18 protein-coding genes and 1 other RNA gene are annotated in these 20,359 nt (G+C 68.6%); 9 read left to right on the forward strand and 10 right to left on the reverse strand.

Annotated elements, in window-relative coordinates; genetic code table 11:
* Nucleotides 1–164: 164 nt before the first annotated feature.
* Nucleotides 165–1,046, forward strand: a complete 882-nt coding sequence (locus L5G32_RS11215) for a hypothetical protein (protein WP_237011115.1) — start codon at nucleotides 165–167, stop codon at nucleotides 1,044–1,046.
* A gap of 11 nt (nucleotides 1,047–1,057) precedes the next feature.
* On the forward strand, nucleotides 1,058–1,627 hold the full coding sequence (locus tag L5G32_RS11220) for an FKBP-type peptidyl-prolyl cis-trans isomerase (protein ID WP_237011116.1): 570 nt from the start codon (nucleotides 1,058–1,060) through the stop codon (nucleotides 1,625–1,627).
* Here L5G32_RS11220 and L5G32_RS11225 read toward each other — a convergent pair.
* From L5G32_RS11225 to glnA, 3 genes are all read right to left on the reverse strand, one after another.
* Nucleotides 1,621–2,751 carry an esterase/lipase family protein gene (locus tag L5G32_RS11225; protein WP_237011117.1) on the reverse strand — a complete coding sequence of 377 codons (1,131 nt, stop codon included), beginning with the start codon at nucleotides 2,749–2,751 and terminating at the stop codon, nucleotides 1,621–1,623. The genes L5G32_RS11220 and L5G32_RS11225 overlap by 7 nt on opposite strands.
* A gap of 137 nt (nucleotides 2,752–2,888) precedes the next feature.
* Entirely contained in the window at nucleotides 2,889–5,897 is a 3,009-nt protein-coding gene (locus L5G32_RS11230) for a bifunctional [glutamine synthetase] adenylyltransferase/[glutamine synthetase]-adenylyl-L-tyrosine phosphorylase (protein WP_237011118.1), read from the reverse strand.
* Nucleotides 5,898–5,909: 12 nt separating this feature from the next.
* Complete coding sequence (glnA, locus tag L5G32_RS11235; protein WP_237011119.1) at nucleotides 5,910–7,247, reverse strand: type I glutamate--ammonia ligase; 1,338 nt, start codon at nucleotides 7,245–7,247, stop codon at nucleotides 5,910–5,912.
* A gap of 201 nt (nucleotides 7,248–7,448) precedes the next feature.
* On the opposite strand from glnA, the gene panB reads away from it, so the two are divergent.
* From panB to L5G32_RS11250, 3 genes are read left to right on the forward strand one after another with little or no spacing between them, the layout of a single operon-like run.
* Nucleotides 7,449–8,291 carry a 3-methyl-2-oxobutanoate hydroxymethyltransferase gene (panB, locus tag L5G32_RS11240; protein ID WP_237011120.1) on the forward strand — a complete coding sequence of 281 codons (843 nt, stop codon included), beginning with the start codon at nucleotides 7,449–7,451 and terminating at the stop codon, nucleotides 8,289–8,291.
* A 32-nt stretch (nucleotides 8,292–8,323) separates the two neighbouring features.
* Nucleotides 8,324–9,295 (forward strand): prolyl aminopeptidase, encoded by a 972-nt coding sequence (gene pip, locus L5G32_RS11245; RefSeq protein WP_237011121.1) that lies wholly within the window; start codon nucleotides 8,324–8,326, stop codon nucleotides 9,293–9,295.
* A gap of 19 nt (nucleotides 9,296–9,314) precedes the next feature.
* On the forward strand, nucleotides 9,315–10,796 hold the full coding sequence (locus tag L5G32_RS11250) for a CYTH and CHAD domain-containing protein (RefSeq protein WP_237011122.1): 1,482 nt from the start codon (nucleotides 9,315–9,317) through the stop codon (nucleotides 10,794–10,796).
* Here L5G32_RS11250 and L5G32_RS11255 read toward each other — a convergent pair.
* The 6 genes from L5G32_RS11255 to cobC all read right to left on the reverse strand — a co-directional run bounded on the left by L5G32_RS11255 (nucleotide 10,774) and on the right by cobC (nucleotide 16,377).
* Entirely contained in the window at nucleotides 10,774–12,234 is a 1,461-nt protein-coding gene (locus L5G32_RS11255; protein WP_237011123.1) for an RNB domain-containing ribonuclease, read from the reverse strand. The two genes, L5G32_RS11250 and L5G32_RS11255, sit on opposite strands and share 23 nt — an antisense overlap.
* Nucleotides 12,235–12,278: 44 nt before the next feature.
* An RNA gene (gene rnpB / locus L5G32_RS11260) (RNase P RNA component class A) lies at nucleotides 12,279–12,693 on the reverse strand.
* A gap of 39 nt (nucleotides 12,694–12,732) precedes the next feature.
* Nucleotides 12,733–13,413, reverse strand: coding sequence for a histidine phosphatase family protein (locus L5G32_RS11265; RefSeq protein WP_237011124.1), 681 nt, complete (start codon nucleotides 13,411–13,413; stop codon nucleotides 12,733–12,735).
* Nucleotides 13,406–14,167, reverse strand: coding sequence for a zinc ribbon domain-containing protein (locus tag L5G32_RS11270; protein ID WP_237011125.1), 762 nt, complete (start codon nucleotides 14,165–14,167; stop codon nucleotides 13,406–13,408). Before L5G32_RS11270 ends, L5G32_RS11265 begins: the two co-directional genes overlap by 8 nt.
* A 12-nt stretch (nucleotides 14,168–14,179) precedes the next feature.
* Nucleotides 14,180–15,304 carry a Nif3-like dinuclear metal center hexameric protein gene (locus L5G32_RS11275; protein ID WP_237011126.1) on the reverse strand — a complete coding sequence of 375 codons (1,125 nt, stop codon included), beginning with the start codon at nucleotides 15,302–15,304 and terminating at the stop codon, nucleotides 14,180–14,182.
* Nucleotides 15,301–16,377 (reverse strand): Rv2231c family histidinol phosphate aminotransferase CobC, encoded by a 1,077-nt coding sequence (gene cobC / locus L5G32_RS11280; RefSeq protein WP_237011127.1) that lies wholly within the window; start codon nucleotides 16,375–16,377, stop codon nucleotides 15,301–15,303. The genes L5G32_RS11275 and cobC overlap by 4 nt, the downstream gene beginning before the upstream one ends.
* 30 nt (nucleotides 16,378–16,407) lie before the next feature.
* Here cobC and L5G32_RS11285 point away from each other — a divergent pair, with 30 nt between their 5' ends.
* Genes L5G32_RS11285 through L5G32_RS11295 form a run of 3 tightly spaced genes read left to right on the forward strand, consistent with a single transcriptional unit; the run spans nucleotide 16,408 to nucleotide 18,594 of the window.
* A complete protein-coding gene (locus L5G32_RS11285) occupies nucleotides 16,408–17,130 on the forward strand; it encodes an HAD hydrolase-like protein (RefSeq protein ID WP_237011128.1) in 723 nt (240 codons plus the stop codon).
* Nucleotides 17,123–17,626, forward strand: coding sequence for a low molecular weight protein-tyrosine-phosphatase (locus L5G32_RS11290; protein ID WP_308192034.1), 504 nt, complete (start codon nucleotides 17,123–17,125; stop codon nucleotides 17,624–17,626). The genes L5G32_RS11285 and L5G32_RS11290 overlap by 8 nt, the downstream gene beginning before the upstream one ends.
* Nucleotides 17,627–17,643: 17 nt before the next feature.
* Entirely contained in the window at nucleotides 17,644–18,594 is a 951-nt protein-coding gene (locus L5G32_RS11295; RefSeq protein ID WP_237011129.1) for an SURF1 family cytochrome oxidase biogenesis protein, read from the forward strand.
* Here L5G32_RS11295 and L5G32_RS11300 read toward each other — a convergent pair.
* Complete coding sequence (locus tag L5G32_RS11300) at nucleotides 18,582–19,538, reverse strand: cobalamin biosynthesis protein (RefSeq protein ID WP_237011130.1); 957 nt, start codon at nucleotides 19,536–19,538, stop codon at nucleotides 18,582–18,584. The two genes, L5G32_RS11295 and L5G32_RS11300, sit on opposite strands and share 13 nt — an antisense overlap.
* On the opposite strand from L5G32_RS11300, the gene L5G32_RS11305 reads away from it, so the two are divergent.
* Nucleotides 19,537–20,352 (forward strand): spermidine synthase, encoded by an 816-nt coding sequence (locus L5G32_RS11305; protein WP_237011131.1) that lies wholly within the window; start codon nucleotides 19,537–19,539, stop codon nucleotides 20,350–20,352. The genes L5G32_RS11300 and L5G32_RS11305 overlap by 2 nt on opposite strands.
* The last annotated feature ends 7 nt before the right edge of the window (nucleotides 20,353–20,359 follow it).

Raw genomic sequence — 20,359 nt, forward strand, 5'->3', positions numbered from 1 at the left:
ACAGGCCACTGCGCGGGACGTTCGTCACACCTGGATCCGATGTCCCTGGGACGATTCGCCGATCGTCGACGGCAGACCGGTAGGCTCGACGTCTTGCACACCTGCAGGTCTGTGGCCGCACCGACGCCACGGCGGGACGCTAGAAATCCGATCAAGGGGACACGATGAGTGGACGGCACCGCGTTACGACGCCGGACGACGACGGCCGCGCGCCGCGCCGTCTCGCCGTCGCGGTGATCGTGGTGGCCGTCGTCGTTCTTCTCGGAGTCGGGAGCTACTTCGTCTTCGGGCGCGGCGACGACTCGGCTCCCCCGTCCGCCGCGCCGTCGAGTTCGGTACCCGCTCAGACTCTGGAAGAGTCGTTCGCCGCATTGCACCTGGCTGCGCCCACCGGAGTCGCGCTCACTCCCGTCGGCGGCGGCAGACCTCTTCTGTTCGGCGATCAGGGCGTCCAGGACGCGTGGTCGACGATCAAAGCGCCGCTGGGACTGGCCGCCGAGCGTAAACACGGCATGAGCCGCACCGAGGCGAACGCCGTCATCGACTCCGACAACGAATCCGCACGCATCCTCACCCGATCGTTCGGCTCCCCGGTTAAGGCGTCCGAAGAGCTGACCGCCGTACTCCGCGAGGGCGGCGACACGACGACCGTCCCAGCGGCACGCCACGGCAACGACTTCCCGATGCTCGGTGAGACGCCGTGGACGCTCGCCGATTCGGCGACGTGGACTGCTCATCTGCCCTGCATGATCGGCAGCGACCACGTCCTCGAGTTGATGGGCGACGTGGCGGGCGTGCAGGACTGGGGTCTGCGCCGCATCGGCGACCGCAGCCCCGTCAAAGGCGGTTGGGGCGAAGCGCCCGACGGCGGCTACGTCGTCCGCCAGATCGGCGTGCTGACGCTGCCCGACGGCAGACAGACCGCAGTCTCGATGAGCACGCACCGCCCCGGGATGACGTTCGAGGCCGGTACTCGCGACCTCGATGAGATCGCCGACTGGCTGACGACCAACCTGCGTCTGCTGCCCGGCGGAGCCTGCCGGTAGCCTTGACGTCCATGACGTCGAAGACCAAGCTCAAGCCCCTCATCCTGATTCCGGCGGCCCTCGCCGCCCTCGCTCTCGCCAGCTGCTCGTCCGACGACGATGCCGCCGCACCGAGTGATCCGACGTGCCCGACCGAGGCGCCCGCCCCCGGCACGGAGGCCGACTGGACACTGCAGGGCAAGACCGGAACGCTCGACGTCGTCGCGCCGACTGACGACAACGCTCCCCTCATCACCGTCCAGGGACCGTTCACTGTCGACCAGACCGCTGTGAAGACCCTCTCAGAGGGCGACGGCGACGAAGTCACCGAGGCGATGAGTGTGACTGTCTGCTACCAGGGCGTCAACGGACGTGACGGCACCACCTTCGACAACGCCTTCGAGCGCGGTGAGCCCGCCGAGTTCATTCCGACCGAGGTCGTGCCCGGCTTCTCGAAGGCACTCGTCGGCCAGAAGGTCGGGTCGACCGTCGCCGTCGCGATGACCCCGACCGACGGGTACGGACCGAACGGAAATCCGCAGGCGAAGATCGAGGGCAACGACACCCTGGTCTTCGCGCTGAAGATCGTCGACGGCTACTGACGGACCGACGCAGCCGCCTTCGTCTCTCTCCCCGGCGGCGCCGCGAACGGTTTGATGAGTTCGGGGACGCCGCCGGTGCGACGCAGGAGCGGGGTGCCGAAGAACGGTGCGACCACCTGGCACGGGACCACGTGCGTCGGCTGGTCGTCGAGCGCGTTGAGGACGAAGGCCGCGGCCCGCGGCGATCCGCAGATGCCGAGGTGGTCGGACAGGTCTTTGACGCACCCGTTCTGCAGGACGATGTTGTGCACCGCCGTCCCGTCCCGTCCCGGTACCTGACCTGAGGTGAACGGGCGGACGAGCTCGTCGTGGACGGTCGAGATGTTCGTGTACTCGATGCCGGGCAGATACGGTCCGCCGTCGGCGTTCATCTTCTGAATGAACGACGAGCCGTCCATCATCTGTGGAAGCGCACGACACGGGATGACGGTCGCCGGATCCAGGCCGAGTCGCTTGTTGGCGCCGGTGAACACCAGGCTGGCCCGGTCGATCAGCGACGTCCCCTCCCAGAGCGGTGCGAGCGAGACGTATTTGGCGATCTTGTCGGCGCCGCCGAGGTACTTCGCCCAGTAGTTCGGCACCAGCGTTCCCTGCGAGTGGCCTACGACGTGGACCTTGTCGGCGCCGGTCGCCGCCATCACTTTCTCCGCGAAATCACCGAACTCTGCGGCGCTCTCCTCGATCGGCTTCATGCCGCCGAGCGCCGAGATCGGCCACCGCGCCCCGTCGATCGCACCGTAGGTGAGGCTGAACACCGAGTAGCCGGCTTCCGTCAACAACGGAACGTATGTCCCCCAGTTGGTCTGGCCGCCGCCTGCTGTTCCGTGCACGAGGATCACCGGGATCGGATGCTCCGGGTCGAGCGGCTCGTCCCAGCGGTTGGCGCCGGGCAGGTCGCCGCCAGGGTGCGCGAGCTCAGGACCGATTCCCGCGAAGAAGTCGTAGACGACCCGACCCTGCGCGTTGTTCTGCTCGCTTCCCAACGGAACCAGTTCCTTCGGGAACCGTTGCACCACTTGGTTTCCGAGCACTAAAAGAGGCTTGGTCGCTTGTTGTCCGATACGGACCGACGCGATCACCGCGTCGGCGGCCGCACGCCCGATACGGGTACGCAAGGAATCCACGTCGTCTCTGCCTCCACGATCTCTACCTGCGCCCGATCGCGCGGCGGTCTCGGGACAGTCTACGCAGCGGCACGACTGTCCGTGGCCGTCTCACGACGAATTGTCCGATTCACGGTCCGGCGACCGCAGGCTGCGCGTCAGCCGCCGAACACTTCGACGACCACTGCCTTCGCGCGACGGGTGACCCGCATGTAGTGCTCGAGGAACTCGGTCGCCTCCTCCTGCGGCCATCCCGCCGCATACGCGACGGCACGCAGTTGACGACCAGGACCGGGCAGTTGATCGACAGGTTTGCCGCGCACCAGCACCAACGCGTTCCGGGCGTGGGTCGCGGTGATCCAGGCTTCGGTGAGAGTCTCCACCTGATCGGCGGGGATCAACTCCGCTTCCGCGATGGCCGCCAACGTCTCCAGCGTGGACGTGTTGTGCAGGGACGGATACTCGTGCGCATACCGCAGCTGAGTCAGCTGGACCGTCCACTCGACGTCGGCGAGTCCGCCGCGGCCGAGCTTGGTGTGCGTCGCCGGATCCGCTCCGCGAGGCAGTCGTTCGGAGTCGACGCGCGCCTTGATCCGACGGATCTCACGAACCGATTCGGGCGACACTCCCCCGGCCGGATACCGAGTCTTGTCGATCATGTGCAGAAAGTCCAGGCCGAGCTCGGCGTCGCCCGCGACGGTGTGCGCGCGCAGCAACGCCTGCACCTCCCAGGCTTCGGCCCACTGCCGGTAATAGGCCTCGTACGACGCGAGGGTTCGCACCACCGGGCCGTTGCGTCCCTCAGGTCGCAGTCCGATGTCCACTTCGAGCGGCGGATCGGCGCTTGGCGATCCGAGCATCGTCCGAACCTGCTCGGCGATGCTCTGCGCCCAGTTCACCGCATCCGGGTCGCTGACTCCGTCGACGGACTCGCAGACGAACAGCACATCGGCGTCCGAGCCGTATCCGAGCTCGCCGCCGCCGAGCCGCCCCATGCCGATCACGGCGATCCGTGCGGGCGCCGGGGTCCCCCGCGTACGCAGGGACTCTTCGATCACCTTCTCGAGCGCGGCGTCCAGGACGGCGGCCCACACCGTCGACAGCGCCTGACACACCTCTTGGACGCTCATCAGGCCCAGGATGTCCGCTGACGCGATCCGCGCCAGTTCTGCGCGACGATGCGAACGCGCCACGGCGATCGCACGCTTCAGGTCGGGGGCGCGGCGCATCGACGCGCGCAGTCCCTTCGCGACGTCCGCCGAGTCGATCTCGGTGAGCTTGGGCCCCGCCGCACCGATCGAGTACAGCTGGATGACGTCGGGCGACCGCATCAGCAGGTCGGCGATGTACTCGCTCGTTCCGAGCACTCGCATCAGAGACTCGGCGACGACGCCGTCGTCGCGCAGCAACCGCAGGTACCACGATGTGGTCCCCATCTGTTCGCTGAGCTTGCGATAGTTGAGCAGGCCTGCGTCCGAGTCGGGCGCGTCACTGATGTGCTCGAGCAGTTCCGGCAGGATCATCGACTGGATCGCCCCGGTCCGGCCGGGCGTGGACGCGAGCGCCCGAATATGCGCGAGCGCGCGGTCCGGCATCGCGTAGCCGAGTGCAGCGAGCTGGCGTTTGGCCGAGTCGTCGGTGAGTCGCAGCAGCCCTTTGTCCTGCCGCGCGACGGCGTCGAGCAACGGACGGTAGAACAGCTTCTCGTGCAGTTGACGCACCCGCGAGATCTGTTTGCGCAGACCACGACGGAAGACTGCCGCGGCATCCTTGTCGCCTTCGGGGCGCACGTGCGCCGCCCTCGCCAGCCACCGCACTGCCGGCTCGTCGTCGAGGTCGGGAAGCACATGGGTCCGCTGCAGCCGCTGTAATTGCAGTCGATGCTCGAGGAGTCGCAGGAACTGGTACGACGCCGAGAAGTTCGCGCCGTCATCGCGGCTGATGTATCCGCCGGTGACCAGGGCGTCGAGGGCGTCGAGAGTCGACTGGACGCGCAGTGACGCGTCCACCCGGCCGTGCACCATCTGCAGCAGTTGGACGGCGAACTCGACGTCCCGCAGGCCGCCCCGTCCGAGCTTCAGGTTCCGCGCCTTGAAGTCGTCGGGGACCGACGACTCGACGCGCCTGCGCATCGCCTGCACTTCGGGGACGAAGTCGTCCCGTTCGGACGCGTCCCACACCATCGGCGACGTCGCGAGCACGTAGTCGTAGCCCAGGCTCATGTCGCCCGCCATCGGCCGAGCCTTCAGCAGCGCCTGGAACTCCCAGGTCTTGGCCCACCGCTTGTAGTACGCGATGTGCGATTCGAGGGTGCGGGTCAGGGCCCCCGACTTCCCTTCGGGCCGCAGCCCCGCATCGACGTCGAAGAAGGCGAGCGACCCGATCCGCATCATCTCGCCCGCGATTCGCGCCGACGTCGTGTCCGCAGGCTCGGCGACGAAGACGATGTCCACGTCGCTCACATAATTGAGTTCGCGCGCACCGCATTTGCCCATCGCGACGACGGCCATACGCGTCTCGAGCGGATCGTCGCCGAGGACGTCGGCGATCGCGACGGCCAACGCCGCGGTCAACGCACCGTCGGCGAGGTCGGCGAGCCTGCCGCCGACTTCGGGCAGATAGAGGACGGGTTCGTCTTCGACGGTCGCCGCGAGGTCGTGCGCAGCCACGACGAGAACCTGGTCACGGTATGCGCGACGCAGATGTGTCACGGCGTCGTTGCCGGTGACGCCCGCACGGAACGTCCGGTCGCCGTCGTCGGCGCTCGGGTCCGCCACCGCGTCCACAGCCGCCAACAACGACGCCCGCGACTCGTCGGCGGTCGGCATCGTGTCGTCGATCAGCAGCCGCCAGGCATCGGCTTCGGCGATGACGTGGTCGGCCAGCGCATCCGAGCCGCCGAGCACCGAAAGGAGACGGCCGCGGAACGGCTTCGACGTGTGCAGCAGCGCATCGATCTCACGCCACGGGTCGTCGTCCCGTTCGCGCAGACGATTCAGTGCTCGCAGCGCCAGGTCCGGGTCCGGGGCACGCGAGAGCGCCCACAGCAGGTCGACGTCGTCGAGCGACGACCAACCGAGCGCGGCCAGATTCTCGCGCGCGTTCTCGTCAAGCAGCCCGAGGCGTCCTGGGCTCGGCACCGTCGAGCGGCGTCCACCTCTCGTCACTCTTCAGACCCCTTATAGCGGCAGGTAGCGCTCGAGTTCGAACGGTGTCACGCGGCCGCGGTACGCCGTCCACTCGGCCCACTTGTTCCGGAGGAAGTAGTCGAAGACGTGCTCCCCCAGCGTCTCTGCCACCAGCTCGGACTTCTCCATCTCGGTCAGCGCGTCGGCCAGTGAGCCGGGCAGCTCCCGATAGCCCATCGCCCGACGTTCGGCTGGCGTCAGCGCCCAGACGTTGTCTTCGGCCTCCTCGGGAAGCTCGTACCCTTCCTCGATGCCTTTGAGTCCGGCGGACAGGAGTACCGCGAAGGTCAGGTACGGGTTGCAGGCGGAGTCGGGCGTGCGGACCTCGACGCGACGCGACGAGGCCTTGTTCGGGGTGTACAGCGGCAGACGCACCATCGCCGACCGGTTGGCCCGACCCCACGTTGCGGCGGTCGGAGCCTCGTCGCCGTAGACGAGCCGCTTGTAACTGTTGACCCACTGGTTGGTGACGGCGCTGATCTCGCTGGCGTGCTCGAGGATTCCCGCGACGAACTGCCGTCCGACAGTCGAGAGCTGCATCGGGTCGTCCGGGTCGTGGAAGGCGTTCGTGTCGCCCTCGAACAGACTCAGGTGCGTGTGCATGGCCGACCCCGGGTGATCGGTGAACGGCTTGGGCATGAACGTCGCTCGGACGCCGTCGTTGAACGCGACCTGCTTGACCAGGTAACGGAACGTCATCACGTTGTCGGCCATCGAGAGTGCGTCCGCGTACCGAAGGTCGATCTCCTGCTGGCCGGGGGCCGCCTCGTGGTGGGAGAACTCGACAGAGATCCCCATCGACTCGAGCGCGTCGATCGCGTGCCGCCGGAAGTTGGGGGCCGCGTGGTGGAACGTCTGATCGAAGTAGCCGCCGCCGTCCGCGGGGATCGGCGGGGAGCCGTCGTCCGGGGCGTCCTTGATGAGGAAGAACTCGATCTCCGGGTGGACGTAGCAGGTGAACCCCTGATCGGCCGCCTTGTTGAGCTGTCGGCGCAGGACGTTACGCGGATCGGCCCACGACGGCGTCCCGTCGGGCATCGCGATATCGCAGAAGATGCGAGCCGAGTACTGCTTCTCGTCGCTCATCCACGGAAGCACTTGGAACGTCGACGGATCGGGTTTGGCGACGGTGTCCGCTTCGGAGACGCGCGAAAGCCCTTCGATCGCCGAGCCGTCGAATCCGATGCCTTCGGCGAAAGCGCCTTCGAGCTCGGCCGGGGCGATAGCCACGGACTTCAGGTATCCGAGGACGTCGGTGAACCACAGCCGGACGAAGCGGATGTCGCGCTCCTCGAGGGTGCGCAGCACGAATTCCTGTTGGCGATCCATACCCGAACCCTAGTGCTCCGCAGTTACGCGCGTGTTACACCGGTCGGTTCGGCCCCGACTTTCCCCGTCTGCCCCGCTCATGTGACTAATGCCACCCACCGGCCCCTGCCGGTTATACACCGACGGTGGAAGAATCAGGGGCGTCCACACCAACCCGGGTACCCGCCTCACGCGGGACTCGAGGCAGAAATGAGGCAAGTCATGTCGGAGAACCCCGTCTACGGTTCCGTCGCCCCCACGTCGTCCCCGCGCCGTCCGGTCCGCATTCAGCATCTCGCGAAGTGGAAGGCCGAAGGCCACAAGTGGGCGATGCTCACCGCGTACGACTACTCGACGGCCCGAATCTTCGACGAGGCCGAGATCCCGGTCCTGCTGATCGGCGACTCCGCGGCCAACGTCGTCTACGGCTACGACACCACCATCCCGATCACGCTCGACGAACTGATCCCGCTCGCCCGGGCCGTGGTCCGCGGCGCGCCGCACGCCCTCGTCGTCGCCGACCTTCCGTTCGGGACGTACGAGGCCAGCCCGCAGCAGGCGCTCGAGTCGGCGATCCGCATGTTCAAAGAGTCCGGCGCGCACGCGATCAAGATCGAGGGCGGCGAACGCGTCGCACCGCAGATCGCCGCGCTCACTGCCGCGGGCATCCCGGTGATGGCGCACATCGGCTTCACTCCGCAGAGCGTCAACGGCCTCGGTGGCTACCGCGTCCAGGGCCGCGGCGAAGCGGGCGACCAGCTGATCGCCGACGCGATCGCCGTCCAGGAGGCCGGGGCGTTCGCCGTCGTCATGGAGATGGTGCCCGCCGACATCGCAGGCCAGATCACTCGCAAGCTGACCATCTCCACCGTCGGCATCGGCGCCGGCCACGAGACCGACGCGCAGGTCCTCGTCTGGCAGGACGCCGCCGGGTACACGCACGGAAAGACCGCGAAGTTCGTCAAACGCTACGCGAGCCTCGGCGACGACCTGCGCTCGGCCGCGCGCCAGTACGCGAGCGAGGTCGCGTCCTCGTCGTTCCCCGGCCCCGAGCACTCGTACTGACGACTCGTGCACTGACGACTAGGGTTGGGCGCATGCGCACGCTGTATCCGGAGATCGAACCGTACGCGTCCGACCATCTGTCCGTCGGCGACGGACAAGAGATCTACTGGGAGACCACCGGCAACCCGGACGGGAAGCCGGTGGTCTTCGTGCACGGCGGGCCCGGCGGCGGGACGTCTGGCGCCCAACGCCGATTCTTCGACCCTCTGCGCTACCGGATCGTGCTGTTCGACCAACGCGGCTGCGGCAAGTCACGGCCGCACATCAGCGACGGCGCCGACCTGTCGGTCAACACCACCGACCATCTGATCGCCGACATGGAGGCACTGCGCGAGCACCTCGGCATCGACCGCTGGCAGGTGTTCGGGGGCTCGTGGGGATCGACCCTGGGTCTGGCGTACGCACAACGACACCCCGACCGCGTCACCGAGCTCGTACTGCGCGGGATCTTCCTGCTGCGACGCAGCGAGATCGACTGGTACTACAACGGCGGGGCAGCCAACATCTTCCCGGACGTGTGGGAGCGCTACCTCGAGCCGATCCCGGACGACGAGCGGCCCGGCGGTGACCGCCACACGGATCTCGTCTCCGTCTATCACCGGCTGTTGACCGGCGACGACCGCCAGGTCGCGCAGGAGGCCGCGAGCGCGTGGGCCGACTGGGAGGGGCGCACCAGCTACCTGGCTCCGCGGCCGGCCTCCGGAGACGGCGGACCGTGGGACCTGGCGTTTTCGACGATCGAGAACCACTACTTCGTCAACCACGGCTTTCTCGACGACGGCCAATTGCTCCGGGACATCGGCAGCATCGAGCACATTCCGGCCGTGATCGTGCAGGGACGTTACGACGTCGTCTGCCCGATGCGCAGTGCGTGGGACCTGCACCGGGCGTGGCCCGCCGCCGACCTGCACATCGTCGACGACGCCGGCCACGCGTCGTTCGAGCCCGGCATCGTCCACCACCTGGTCGAGGCCACCGACCGTTTCGCACCACCCGCAGGCTGAGCACAGGAGCACCCACGCCATGAGCGCCCACGAGTCCCTCGAGATCGAGCTGAAGTTCGACGTCGACGCGGGCCTGCCCGCGCCCGACCTGGCGGGACTCGTCCCCGACGGGACTGTGTCGACACCGCAGACCTATCTTCTCGAAGCCACGTATTACGACACCGCCGACACCGTCCTCGCGCGGCATCGCACCACACTGCGGCGTCGGACCGGCGGCACCGACAGCGGCTGGCACCTCAAGCGTCCGTCGACCGTCAAGTCCGCTCGACGCGAACTCGGAGTGTCGTTCGACGATGCGCCGACCGATGACGGCGTACCCGACTTGATCCGCGATCAGGTCGCGTCCATCGTGCGGCGAGGCGAGCTCAGCCCGGTCGCGACGATCACCACCGACCGCACGGTGACAAGCGTGTTCGACGCCGACGGTCGCGAACTCGCCGTCTTCTGCGAGGACCTCGTGTCGGCCGAGTCGCTGCTGCCCGGCGGCGGTGTCGAACGGTGGGCCGAGTGGGAGTTCGAACTCGTCGAGGGCGACGGTGCACTCCTCAAGCGCGCCAAGGCGTACCTGAAGGAGGCTGGCGCCAGGAAGGCGTCGAGCGTCTCCAAGCTGGCGCGCGCGATCGGTTCGCAGCCGATCGACGACGAGCCGCGCGATGTCGGCCGCAAGTCGACGGCACTCGACCTCGTGCTGGCCGGGCTGGCCGCGCACCGCGACGCTCTCGTGGCGTACGATCCGCCCGCCCGCGACGACGCCCCCGACGCCGTTCACCAGATGCGGGTGGCCGCACGGCGACTGCGGTCGATTCTGACGTCGTACCCCCAGGTCCTCACCCCGCAGTCGGTCGCCCCCATCGCAGCCGAGCTCAAACTTCTCGGCGCCGTGCTCGGCGAGGCCCGCGACCTCGAGGTCGCGCTGGAGACCAACGAGTTGATGCTGGCTCGAGAGAACTCGCCGGCCGACCTGCACGAGGCGCTCGTCGAAGGTGAACGTGTACGACACGCGCGTGCCGTCCATGCGATGCGGTACGCCTTGTCCACCGATCGCTACCTGGCACTGCTGGACGACCTCGACGATCTGATCGCCGATCCGGCGCCGGGCATCGACGCCGACAGTCCCGCTCGAGATGTGGCGGCCGAAGCGGTCGCCATGTCGTACCGGCGGCTGCGACGCGCCCAGAAAGCCTTGCGTCGACACGACTCGTGGTCGCCCGAATGGGTGGAGGCGCTCCACACGATCCGCAAGCGCGCCAAGGCGACTCGGTACACGGCGGATTCGGCGGCTCCTCTGCGGCGGTCGTCGTTCGCCGACGTCGGCGCCTACGCGAAGAAGGTGCAGAACCACCTCGGCGTCTTCAACGACACCGCGGTGAACCGAGCGAAGCTGGCCGATGTCGCCGAGCGCACGCCGCTGAGCCCGGCAGCGCTGTTCGTGCTCGGCCGGTTGGACGCCCGCGAAGAGGCTCGCGGGCGTAAAGCCGTCAAGGCGTACCGACGGCTCTGACCTCCTCCCTCACTGCGAACCGGACCTGCGCTTCCTCGACGTCGGCGACGGTCACTTCCACCGTGCATGTGGTCCCGGCTGCGGGGGCTCCGTCGCACGCGCCGATGATGGCAGGCGACGAGATGAACACCTCTGCGGGTCGTTCGCCGTTCGCGTCGCGCATGACGACGGCGTCGAAGCGCGCGCCGACCTGGTCGGCGAGGACCGTCGCCTCGGTGAGGTCCACGCTGCGTCGTTCGGCCTTCGACGCCAACTGATCCGACGACGCCATCGTCTTGCGAAGGGACGGAAGGGCTTCGGTCACCCAGTCGGGAACCTCGCGTCCGCCGGTCACCGCAAGGCACACCTCGGTCGCGTACCGGTCGGCGAGACGTCTCAGCGGCGCCGTGACATGTGAGTACGCGCCGCCGACGCCTGCGTGGACGACGTCGGCGGCGTCGTAGTGTTCGCCCGGTTCGAGAGTCAGGTAGCCGGAGCCGCGCATCAGTCGCGCCCCGACCGTCATGAGTGCGAGGGTCGTCGGCGCGTCGGCCTGCAGTCCGGCCAGAAACTCGCCGGGCGACGCGTCGGCGGCCCACGGGACTCCGAGAGTCTTTGCGGCGCTGCGGAGTTCAGCGATCGCCTCGTCCGATGCCTGCGGCACCGTCCGCAGCAGTCCGATCCCAGCGCGACGCTGGATGTCGCCCGCGCACATCCCGATCAGGAGCGACACCTGCGCGTTCCAGTTGTCGGCGGGGGTGCGCGGCGCGATCTGCAGAGTCCACGCGCGGCCGCCGTCGTGCCGGACGATCTCCTGGTCTGGCAGGTCCAATTGGACGGATCCACGCCGCAGCGACCAGGCGAGGCGGGTCTGCCCGAACGCGGGCAGAGCGACGATGGACGGGTGCAGACGCCCGGCTTCGTGAGCGGCCATCACCTCCGCGTAGTCGAATCGCTTCCGCGAGCGGACGATCGCCCGTTCGACGCCGACCTCAGTGGTCTCGCCGGAGCTGTCGACGCGGACGGTCCACAGGACAGCGGGGCGGACTTCGTCGGGCAGCAGCGATCCGACGCCTTCGGACAGCGGTCGGGGGTGGACCGGCACACTCCCGTCCGGGAAGTACATCGTCTGGCCGCGTTCGCGGCTCTCCGCGTCGATCGCTCCGCCGGGTTCCACGAGCGCTGCGACGTCGGCGATCGCGTAGTGGACGAGGAAGCCGTCACCGTCGGGCACCACGCGGAGTGCCTGGTCCAGATCTTTGGATCCAGGCGGGTCGATGGTGACGAGTTCGATGTCGGTCCGGTCGGCGCGGCCGTCGGCGAATCGATCGGCGGCGCTCTGCGCCTCGGCGGTCGCCGCGGCCGGAAAGTCAGCGGTGAGATCGAGTTCCCTGCGGATCCGGTCGAAGTCGATGGCGGCGGCACGCACTCTGCGTCGGATACCCGTGGTCGGTTGCATACCCCGAATGTAGTGGTCGCCGAATACAACTCGTCGGAAGTGGGCGAACGAGCCGACGTGTAAGCCGGATCCTGTCCCGACCCTTGCGGGCCGGTGGCGACCATCCATCTGGACACACCGTCGCCGGGTGCCTCGAGCGGCCAACCCGCGAGCTCGGACGAGCAGTCCTCGAACACTCGCGCATCCGCACCGACTCGCGGTGCGGACTTCGGCCTTGCTCCGGGTGGGGTTTACCGAGCCGTCACGGTCACCCGTGTCGCTGGTGCGCTCTTACCGCACCGTTTCACCCTTACCGTCCCGCGGACGGGACGGCGGTCTGTTCTCTGTGGCACTGTCCCGCGGGTCACCCCGGGTTGCCGTTAGCAACCACCCTGCTGCTGTGGAGTCCGGACTTTCCTCGGCTTCCGGCCTGCGCAATGAATTGCGTGGTCCCGTCGCCGCGGCCGCCCGGTCGGCTCGTTCGCCGTTCGAGGATACCGCAGCTCGCGCCGCGCACCGTCACACGCGCTGCGTCTGCAGGTGCGCGGTGTCGTTGACGAGTCGAACCACCGAGCCGCCGTCGGGATAGAACTCGACGATCGAGTACGACGCGAGGTCCAGATGCAGCCGGAACAGCAGTTCGGGGCCGACGCCGAGGGCGCCGCGCAGGAACGTCTTGATCGGCGTCACATGGCTGACGGCGAGGACGGTCTGGCCTGCGTACTGGTCCACCAGGTCGTCTCGGACCTGCGCGATGCGCTGGCCCACCTGTGCGAAGCTCTCGCCGTTCGGCGGGGTGACGTCGACGTCGCTCAGCCACTTACGGTGCAGTCGTCCGTCGCGTTCGGCTGCCTCGGAGAACGTCAGACCCTCCCAGTCGCCGAAGTCGGTCTCGATCAGGCCTTCGTGCACAGTCACGTCCAGGCCGAGGACGCGGGAGGCGAACTCGGCGGTCGCACGCGCTCGGGACAGCGGCGACGACACGATTGCGTCGATCCCGCCGAACGGGTGGTCCGCGAGGCGAGTCGCGGCGGCAGTCGCCTGTTCCAGGCCGGTGTCGCTGAGGGCGGGATCTCCGTGGCCGGAGTAGCGGCGTTCCACCGACAGGTGGGTCTGACCGTGCCTGAGCAGGATGATGCGGGTCGGCGGAGCCGTCTGTCCCTGCCAGTTCGGTCCGCTCCTCTTCTGCTCGTCACTCACGGGGCCGCCCCTGCCCCGGCAGGCCGGAGTGGTCGGTGCGGATCATGATCGCGCCGCACTCCTCGCACCGCAGCACCTCGTCTTCGTCGGCCGCGGCGATCCGTGACAATGTGCGCGGGTCCAGTTCCATCCGGCATGCGCCGCATCGACGTGCTTGGACCAGGCCGGCTCCGACCTGGCCTCGTTGGCGGAGCTTCTCGTAGACACCGACGAGGTCGGCGTCGATCGTCGCCGCCAGAGCGGTCCGTCGCTCGGTGAGGTCGGCCGACCTCGCGTCGACGGTCTGCGCCGCCGCGTCGCGCTTGGCGACGAGGTCGAGTTCGTTCTCGGTCAGGGTCAGCAACGTCGCCTCGGCCCGGTCGGCCTCGGTCGACGTCGCCTCCTGCTGTTCCATGAGCTCGAGCATCTCGCCTTCGAGAGCGTCGCGGCGACGCTCGAGCGATTCGAGTTCCCGCTGCAACTCGGCGATCGCCTTGTGTCCCGTCGTTCCGGCCTCGATCGCCGCTTTGTCGCGAGCGACGTGGTCGGCCATCCCGGACAGTTCGCGGTCGAACCGTTCGTACACCACTGTGAGGTCGTCGACCGCTACCCGCGACGCGGCGACGTCGTCGCGCGCCGCGTCGAGCTTCGTCGCCAGTTCGGCGAGCTGGGCGTCCTCGGGCAGGTTCTTACGACTGTGCGCGGTCTTCGCGATCTCGGCATCGAGGTCGGCGAGGTCGAGCAGCGTTCGCTGCTCGGCGGCAGAGGCTTTCATGGGCAACTCCTGTCACAGTGGTCGTCGGGCGACGACGCCGAACGGATCGGTGGGCGGCGCGAAGACGTTCGTCTCGCAGCCGAAGTCGGTGAGCAGCGCGGCGGCCTGGGCGCACCACGGGTATTCGGTGGACCAGTGGCCAGCATCGATCAGCGCCGGAGCCCCGTCGCGCCTGGCCTCGTCGACCACGTGATGACGAAGGTCCCCCGTGACGTAGGCGTCGACGCCCGCGCGGGACGCGGCCGAGACGAGAGAGTCCCCGGCCCCGCCGCACACTGCGACCGTCTCAATCATGCCTGCGGGGTCGCCTGCCCCGCGCACCGGCCACGCCGCGGTCGGCAGCGAGGCGTCGACGTGGGCGACGAACTCGTCCAATCGCATCGGTACCGGGAGCCTGCCGATGCGACCCAGCCCGAGGTCGCTGTCGACGGGCGCCTGCTCGAAGACGTCGAATGCAGGCTCCTCGTACGGGTGCGCCCCGACGAGCGCGGTGAAGACGTCGGATCGAATTCGGCGCGGCGCCACCATCTCCATACGCTCCTCGTCGACGCGAGTCAGCTCGCCGACGCCGCCGATCGCCGGGGACGCGCCGCCGACAGGCAGGAACTGTCCGGTGCCGACCACGCCCCACCGGCAGTCGCGGTAGTCGCCGATCGCGCCCGCCCCGGCCGCGAACATCGCTTCGCTGACTTGGTCGACGTTCCCCTCGGGAACCATGACCACCCATTTGTCGAGCGAAGCGGACGGTTCTGCGTTCAGCGGGACGGTGTCGCGAAGTCCGATGGCGTCCGCGAGAGCGTCCGACACCCCGGGTCGGGCCTTGTCCGCATTGGTGTGTGCCGAGTACAGGGCGCACCCGGACCTGATTAGCCGGTGGACGATTCGCCCTTTCGGGCTGTCGGCGCCGACGCCCGTCACTCCGCGCATCAGCAGCGGATGGTGTGCGAGCACGAGCTGCGCGCGGGTCGCGACGGCCTCGTCGACGACGGCGTCGGTCACGTCGACGCAGACGAGCACCCGTTCGGCGGGCTCGTCCGGGTCGCCGCAGACCAGGCCGACCGCGTCCCACGATTCGGCGAGTCCCACCGGGTACGCTTGTTCCAGTCGCGCGATCACGTCCGAGAGTGTGCGGGTCATCTCGTCGGTGCTCCTGTCTCGAGTCGGTTCTTCACATCTTGCATGGCGTCGACGAGCGCATCGGACACTTCGCGCGGACGGACCGCCAACCGCAGGTGATCGGCGTCCAGTCCCTCGAAGTTGGCGCAACTGCGCACCGAGAACCCCCGCGCGGCCAATTCGTGCTTCCACTGCCACGCCTGGGGGATCTTCACCATCACGTAGGGGGCGCGCGGCTCGGCCTCCGCCGCCAGCCCCAGTTCGGACAGTCGTGCGAGGAGATGTGCACGTTCGTCGGCGACCTGGTGCGCTTGGCTGCGGGCGTACGCCTGCCCCTCGGGCCCCGCGCACGCGGCGAGGGCCGCGAGCGTCAGCGTTCCGACGGCCCAGTGTCGTCGCCCCGCCGTCATCCGCGCGATGAGGTCCGGCGCCGCGAGCAGGTATCCGGCGCGGAGACCGGCGAGACCGAACGTCTTGGTGACGGACCTGACGACGATCAGGTCGTCTGCGCGCTCGGCAGCCACCGACTCCGGTTCCCGCCGATCGCCGTCGAGGGTGAGGTCGGCGAACGCCTCGTCGACCACGACGATGCGCCCCGGGCGCCGCAGCGCGAGGACGTCGGCCCGCGAGTGCAGCACAGAGGTCGGGTTGGTCGGGTTCCCGAAGACGACCAGGTCGGCGTCCTCTGGAATCACTGCGTCGGCGAGCCGCCACGGAGCGTCGAGGGTGACGTGGGTGATCCGGGCGTTCGACGCGGACAGCACTCGTTCGGGTTCGGTGAACGACGGCGCGATCACGGCGACGTGCTGCGGCCGCAGGTGCGCGAGGAGTTCGAATCCCTCTGCCGCGCCGCCGAGCAGCAATACCTCGTCGGGACTCCGGTGGTGCACGTGCGCTACGAGGCGTGCCACGTCGTCGGCTTCGCGTGCGCTCGGATACGCGGCGAGGTCTGCGACTCGCTCTCGCAACATCCGCGCGATGAACTCGGGTGGCCCTGGTCGGACGTTGACCGCGAAGTCGACGAGCCCGGCCTGTGCGTCGGCGTCGCCGTGCCGGTCGCGGTCGCGCAGGTGGGATGGCACGTCGACTGTCATGATCGTTCAGCCTACGTGCACGATGGAACCATGATCTCGGCCCCGACCATCCCCGGCCCCGTCTCGACCGGCCCCATGACGACGGACACCGTCCTGCTGTTCGACCTCGACGGCACCATCACGGACAGCTACCCGGGGATCAGCCGTTCGTTCCTGCACGCGCTCGAAGTCCTCGGCGAACCGGAGCCGCCCGCCGAGTTCCTGCAGACGATCGTCGGCCCACCGCTGGTCGAGTCGATGCGTGCGCTCGGGTACGACGAGGCGACGTCCGCCGCAGGCGTGCGCGCCTACCGGGCCCGATACGACGTCACGGGCTGGCTCGAGAACTCGGTCTACGACGGGATGGCCGAGTTGCTCGCCGACCTCGCCGACGCGGGCCGCACGATGGCGCTCGCGACGAGCAAGGACCAGCGCATCGCACGCAACATCCTCGATCACTTCGGGCTGACGTCGCACTTCGCGTTCGTCGGCGGAGCAGACGACGCCGCGGGGCGGCTGGGTAAGGCCGCCGTCGTCCGACATGTCCTCGACGCGTTGGACGCCGATCCGGACTCCGACCGACTCCTGATGATCGGCGACCGCTCGCACGACGTCGACGGTGCCGCGTCCTGCCGGGTCCCGGCACTCGGCGTCCGATGGGGTTACGCTCACGCTGGAGAATTGGAGGACGCCCTCGTACACGCGGGCGGTCCGGGACACGACCGGCGGATCGTCGAGACGGTCCCTCAACTGCGAAAGGTACTCGGTGTCTGACAACGCTGCGGCTACGTCCGAAGACCGCGCCCTGCACATCTGTTTCGTCTGCTCCGGCAACATCTGCCGGTCGCCGATGGCGGCGTCGATCTTCGCGTACGCCGTCGAACAGGCCGGGCTGTCGGACCGCGTCCGGGTGACCAGCGCAGGCACCGGAGGCTGGCATGTCGGCGAGCCTGCGGACAACCGTGCTCGCACCGAACTGCTGGCGCACGGCTACTCCGATGCGCACATCGCGTCCCAACTGACTCCCGACCGTCTGTCCGCCGACCTTCTCGTCGTCGCAGACCGCGGGCACGTGGCGGAGTTGGAGCGGAAGCGCCTCGGTGACCGTGTCCGACTGCTCCGCAGTTTCGCCCCAGACGAGGACGGCGACGAGGTGCCGGACCCCTATTACGGGACGCAGGACGACTTCGAATTGGTCCGTACCCAAGCGGAGGCCGCGATACCGGGCTTGATCGCGTGGACCGAGGAGACGCTGGCCACTCGAGCCTGATCCGTATCCTGGAGGACGTGCGCGTCCTCCGTTCGTTCCTCAAGCCCGGGTGGCTGCTGCTTCTGCTGTTCGTCATCGCGTTCGCGGCAGCATGTTTCGCGGTCCTCGCGCCGTGGCAGCTGGGAAAGAACAGCGACACCGAGCACCGGAACGACCTGATCCGCGCCGCCGTCGACACCGACGCGGTGCCGATCGATCAGCTGGCTCCGGCCGGTCGCCCCCTCGACCCGAACAACGAGTGGCACGAGGTGACCCTGCGCGGGCGGTACCTGCCCGACGACCAGGTGATGCTGAGGTTCCGCTACGCGCAAGAGCGGCCAGCCATCGAAGCGTTGACGCCCTTCCAGATCGCCGGCTCGGACCGGACCATCCTGGTGAATCGAGGGATCGTCGCGAACAGCGAGAACGGCCAGGTCAGCATCCCTGCGCCACCGCTGGGCGACGTGAGCATCGCGGCCCGACTCCGTAAGTCGGAGGGCACGAGCCCGGGCAAGGAGCCGCGCACCGAAGGCGGCGAGTCCACGGCGTACACGATCGACACCGCGCAACTCTCGCGCCTCACCGGCCTGTCGATGGACCCGTACTATCTGCAGCTCTCACCGAATCAGCCGGGATCACTCGGCGAGATCGAGCTTCCTCAGCTCGAGTCCGGCCCGTTCCTCTCCTACGGTCTGCAATGGCTAGCGTTCGGCGTGATGGTCCCGCTCGGCGCGGCGTACTTCATCTACAGCGAGGTCAAGGCCCGTCGCGCCCGTCGCGCCGAGGGCGATGACACCGCTGTCGTCGACGCTCCACCACCGACGAGCAAGTCCGAACGCGACCGCGTCCGTCAGGCGCTTCGCGAAACGGGTTTCCGCTCGGGCAACGATGTGCACGCTGCCCCGGGCACACAGATCGGCGACGGTTCGGCGAACACCGCCGACGACGATGCGGTGAAGACGAGGCTGGCGCAGCGCTACGGCAAGTAGCGTCCCGACCCGGCCCGAACCAGGACTGCCGCTGCTGCGCTGGCTCGCTGGACTCGGCGCGACAAGGCCACTGCTGCACGCAGATCCGCGGCTGTCGGCGGCGGCCCGTCTCCGAGTCGCGGACGATCTTCGACGCCGTGCGCGTACTCGGTCCGCCCGCCGAGACTGATTCCGAGGGCTCCGGCGAACGCCGCTTCGACTACGCCTGCGTTGGGGCTGGGATGACTGCCTGCGTCTCGCCGAACGGCGGTCCATACCTCGCGGGGACGGCCCGAAAGCGCTCCGACGATCGATGCCGTCACGCGGGCGGGGACCAGATTCGCGACGTCGTCGATCCGCGCTGAGGCCCATCCGAAACGGAGATACTTCTCCGACCGATACCCGACCATGGCGTCGAGGGTGTTCGCGGCTCGGTATCCGAGCATCCCGGGCGCTCCGGCCACCGCACCCCAGAACAGCGGCGCGACAGCGGCATCCGAGGTGTTCTCGGCGATCGACTCGAGCGCCGCACGGCAGATACCGGTCTCGTCGAGCCGCGTGGTGTCGCGGCCGACGAGTCCCGCGACCGCGGTCCGCGCGCCGTCGACGTCACCGGATTCGAGTGCGGCGGCGATCTCGTCGCCGATCCGGCACAGCGACGTTCCGCCGAGTGCGCTGAACGTGGCGGCCGCCGTCCCCGCAGTCCCGGCTCGTCGCGCGAGAACGCCGCACAGTGCACCGACGCCGATCCACCAGGCGGCGAACACCGCGCCGTGTGCACGATCGTCTCGATAGAGGACGTTCTGTGATGCGGCGACCCCGCTGCCGAACACGGCGACCGGATGTCCCCGCTGGGGATCGGCGAACACCGAGTCGGCGAGAGCTCCGACGGCTGACCCGACGGCGTCGGTGTGACGGTGGCGCATCCGGTGATCGTATCGACCGCCGATATCATCGGTGGTCATGGCCGCCTCTCGCCCGACTCCCGAAGCCGGGGTCTTCGACATCTCCACCGGTACCGCCGAACTCGTGCACAGCGTGGACGGAGGCTGGCTGCTGTCGGTCAACGGTGCGCAGAGCAGTCACATCGACCCGGACCGACCTGACGCACTGGATTTCGAGTACATGCGCCAGGCCTCGGCCGCCATCGTCGACCAGTACCCCGATCCGGCGACGCCCCTGCGCGTGCTGCATCTCGGGGCCGCGGCGTGTGCGCTCCCCCGGCGCCTCGCACACCGGTACCCGCAGTCGCGGCATGTCGCGGTCGAGATCGACGCCGAACTGGCCCGTCTCGCACGCGAATGGTTCGACCTGCCGCGGGCGCCGAGGCTGCGGATCCGGGTCGGAGACGCCCGCGAGGTCACCGAGAGTCTGCGGGAGCAGACCCGCGACGTGGTGATGCGCGACGCGTTCAGCGCGAGCGTCACTCCCGGGCATCTGACGACCGTCGAGTTCACTCGCGCCGTGCAGCGGGTCCTCGTGCCCGGCGGTCTCTACATCGCGAACTGCGGCGATCGCCGTGATCTGGCGTCGGTGCGCTCGGAGGTGTCGACGATCGCCGACGTCTTCGCGAACGTCGAACTCATCTCCGACCCGTCGATGTTCAAAGGCCGACGCAGCGGGAACATCGTCGTCGTCGCAGGCGACGGCGACCTCCCCGAGTCAGCGGCCCTCGAACGGGCGCTTCGCGCCGATCCCGAACCGTCTCGCCTGATGACCGGTCGCGACGCCGCTGCGTTCGGCTCGGGAAAGATCCGTCGCGACGAGGCGTCCGAATAGGAGGCGA

This window comes from Gordonia zhenghanii (assembly GCF_021738965.1).
GTDB lineage: Bacteria > Actinomycetota > Actinomycetes > Mycobacteriales > Mycobacteriaceae > Gordonia > Gordonia zhenghanii.

Excerpts from the sequence above, each read along its gene's own strand:
- L5G32_RS11250 (WP_237011122.1), top strand. The coding sequence starts at position 9,315 with ATGAGCGCCCACGAGTCCCTCGAGATCGAGCTGAAGTTCGACGTCGAC.
- L5G32_RS11300 (WP_237011130.1), bottom strand. The coding sequence starts at position 19,538 with ATGACCACCGATGATATCGGCGGTCGATACGATCACCGGATGCGCCAC.
- panB (WP_237011120.1), top strand. The coding sequence starts at position 7,449 with ATGTCGGAGAACCCCGTCTACGGTTCCGTCGCCCCCACGTCGTCCCCG.
- L5G32_RS11255 (WP_237011123.1), bottom strand. The coding sequence starts at position 12,234 with ATGCAACCGACCACGGGTATCCGACGCAGAGTGCGTGCCGCCGCCATC.
- L5G32_RS11270 (WP_237011125.1), bottom strand. The coding sequence starts at position 14,167 with ATGAAAGCCTCTGCCGCCGAGCAGCGAACGCTGCTCGACCTCGCCGAC.
- L5G32_RS11275 (WP_237011126.1), bottom strand. The coding sequence starts at position 15,304 with ATGACCCGCACACTCTCGGACGTGATCGCGCGACTGGAACAAGCGTAC.
- L5G32_RS11220 (WP_237011116.1), top strand. The coding sequence starts at position 1,058 with ATGACGTCGAAGACCAAGCTCAAGCCCCTCATCCTGATTCCGGCGGCC.
- glnA (WP_237011119.1), bottom strand. The coding sequence starts at position 7,247 with ATGGATCGCCAACAGGAATTCGTGCTGCGCACCCTCGAGGAGCGCGAC.
- L5G32_RS11215 (WP_237011115.1), top strand. The coding sequence starts at position 165 with ATGAGTGGACGGCACCGCGTTACGACGCCGGACGACGACGGCCGCGCG.
- cobC (WP_237011127.1), bottom strand. The coding sequence starts at position 16,377 with ATGACAGTCGACGTGCCATCCCACCTGCGCGACCGCGACCGGCACGGC.
- pip (WP_237011121.1), top strand. The coding sequence starts at position 8,324 with ATGCGCACGCTGTATCCGGAGATCGAACCGTACGCGTCCGACCATCTG.
- L5G32_RS11285 (WP_237011128.1), top strand. The coding sequence starts at position 16,408 with ATGATCTCGGCCCCGACCATCCCCGGCCCCGTCTCGACCGGCCCCATG.
- L5G32_RS11305 (WP_237011131.1), top strand. The coding sequence starts at position 19,537 with ATGGCCGCCTCTCGCCCGACTCCCGAAGCCGGGGTCTTCGACATCTCC.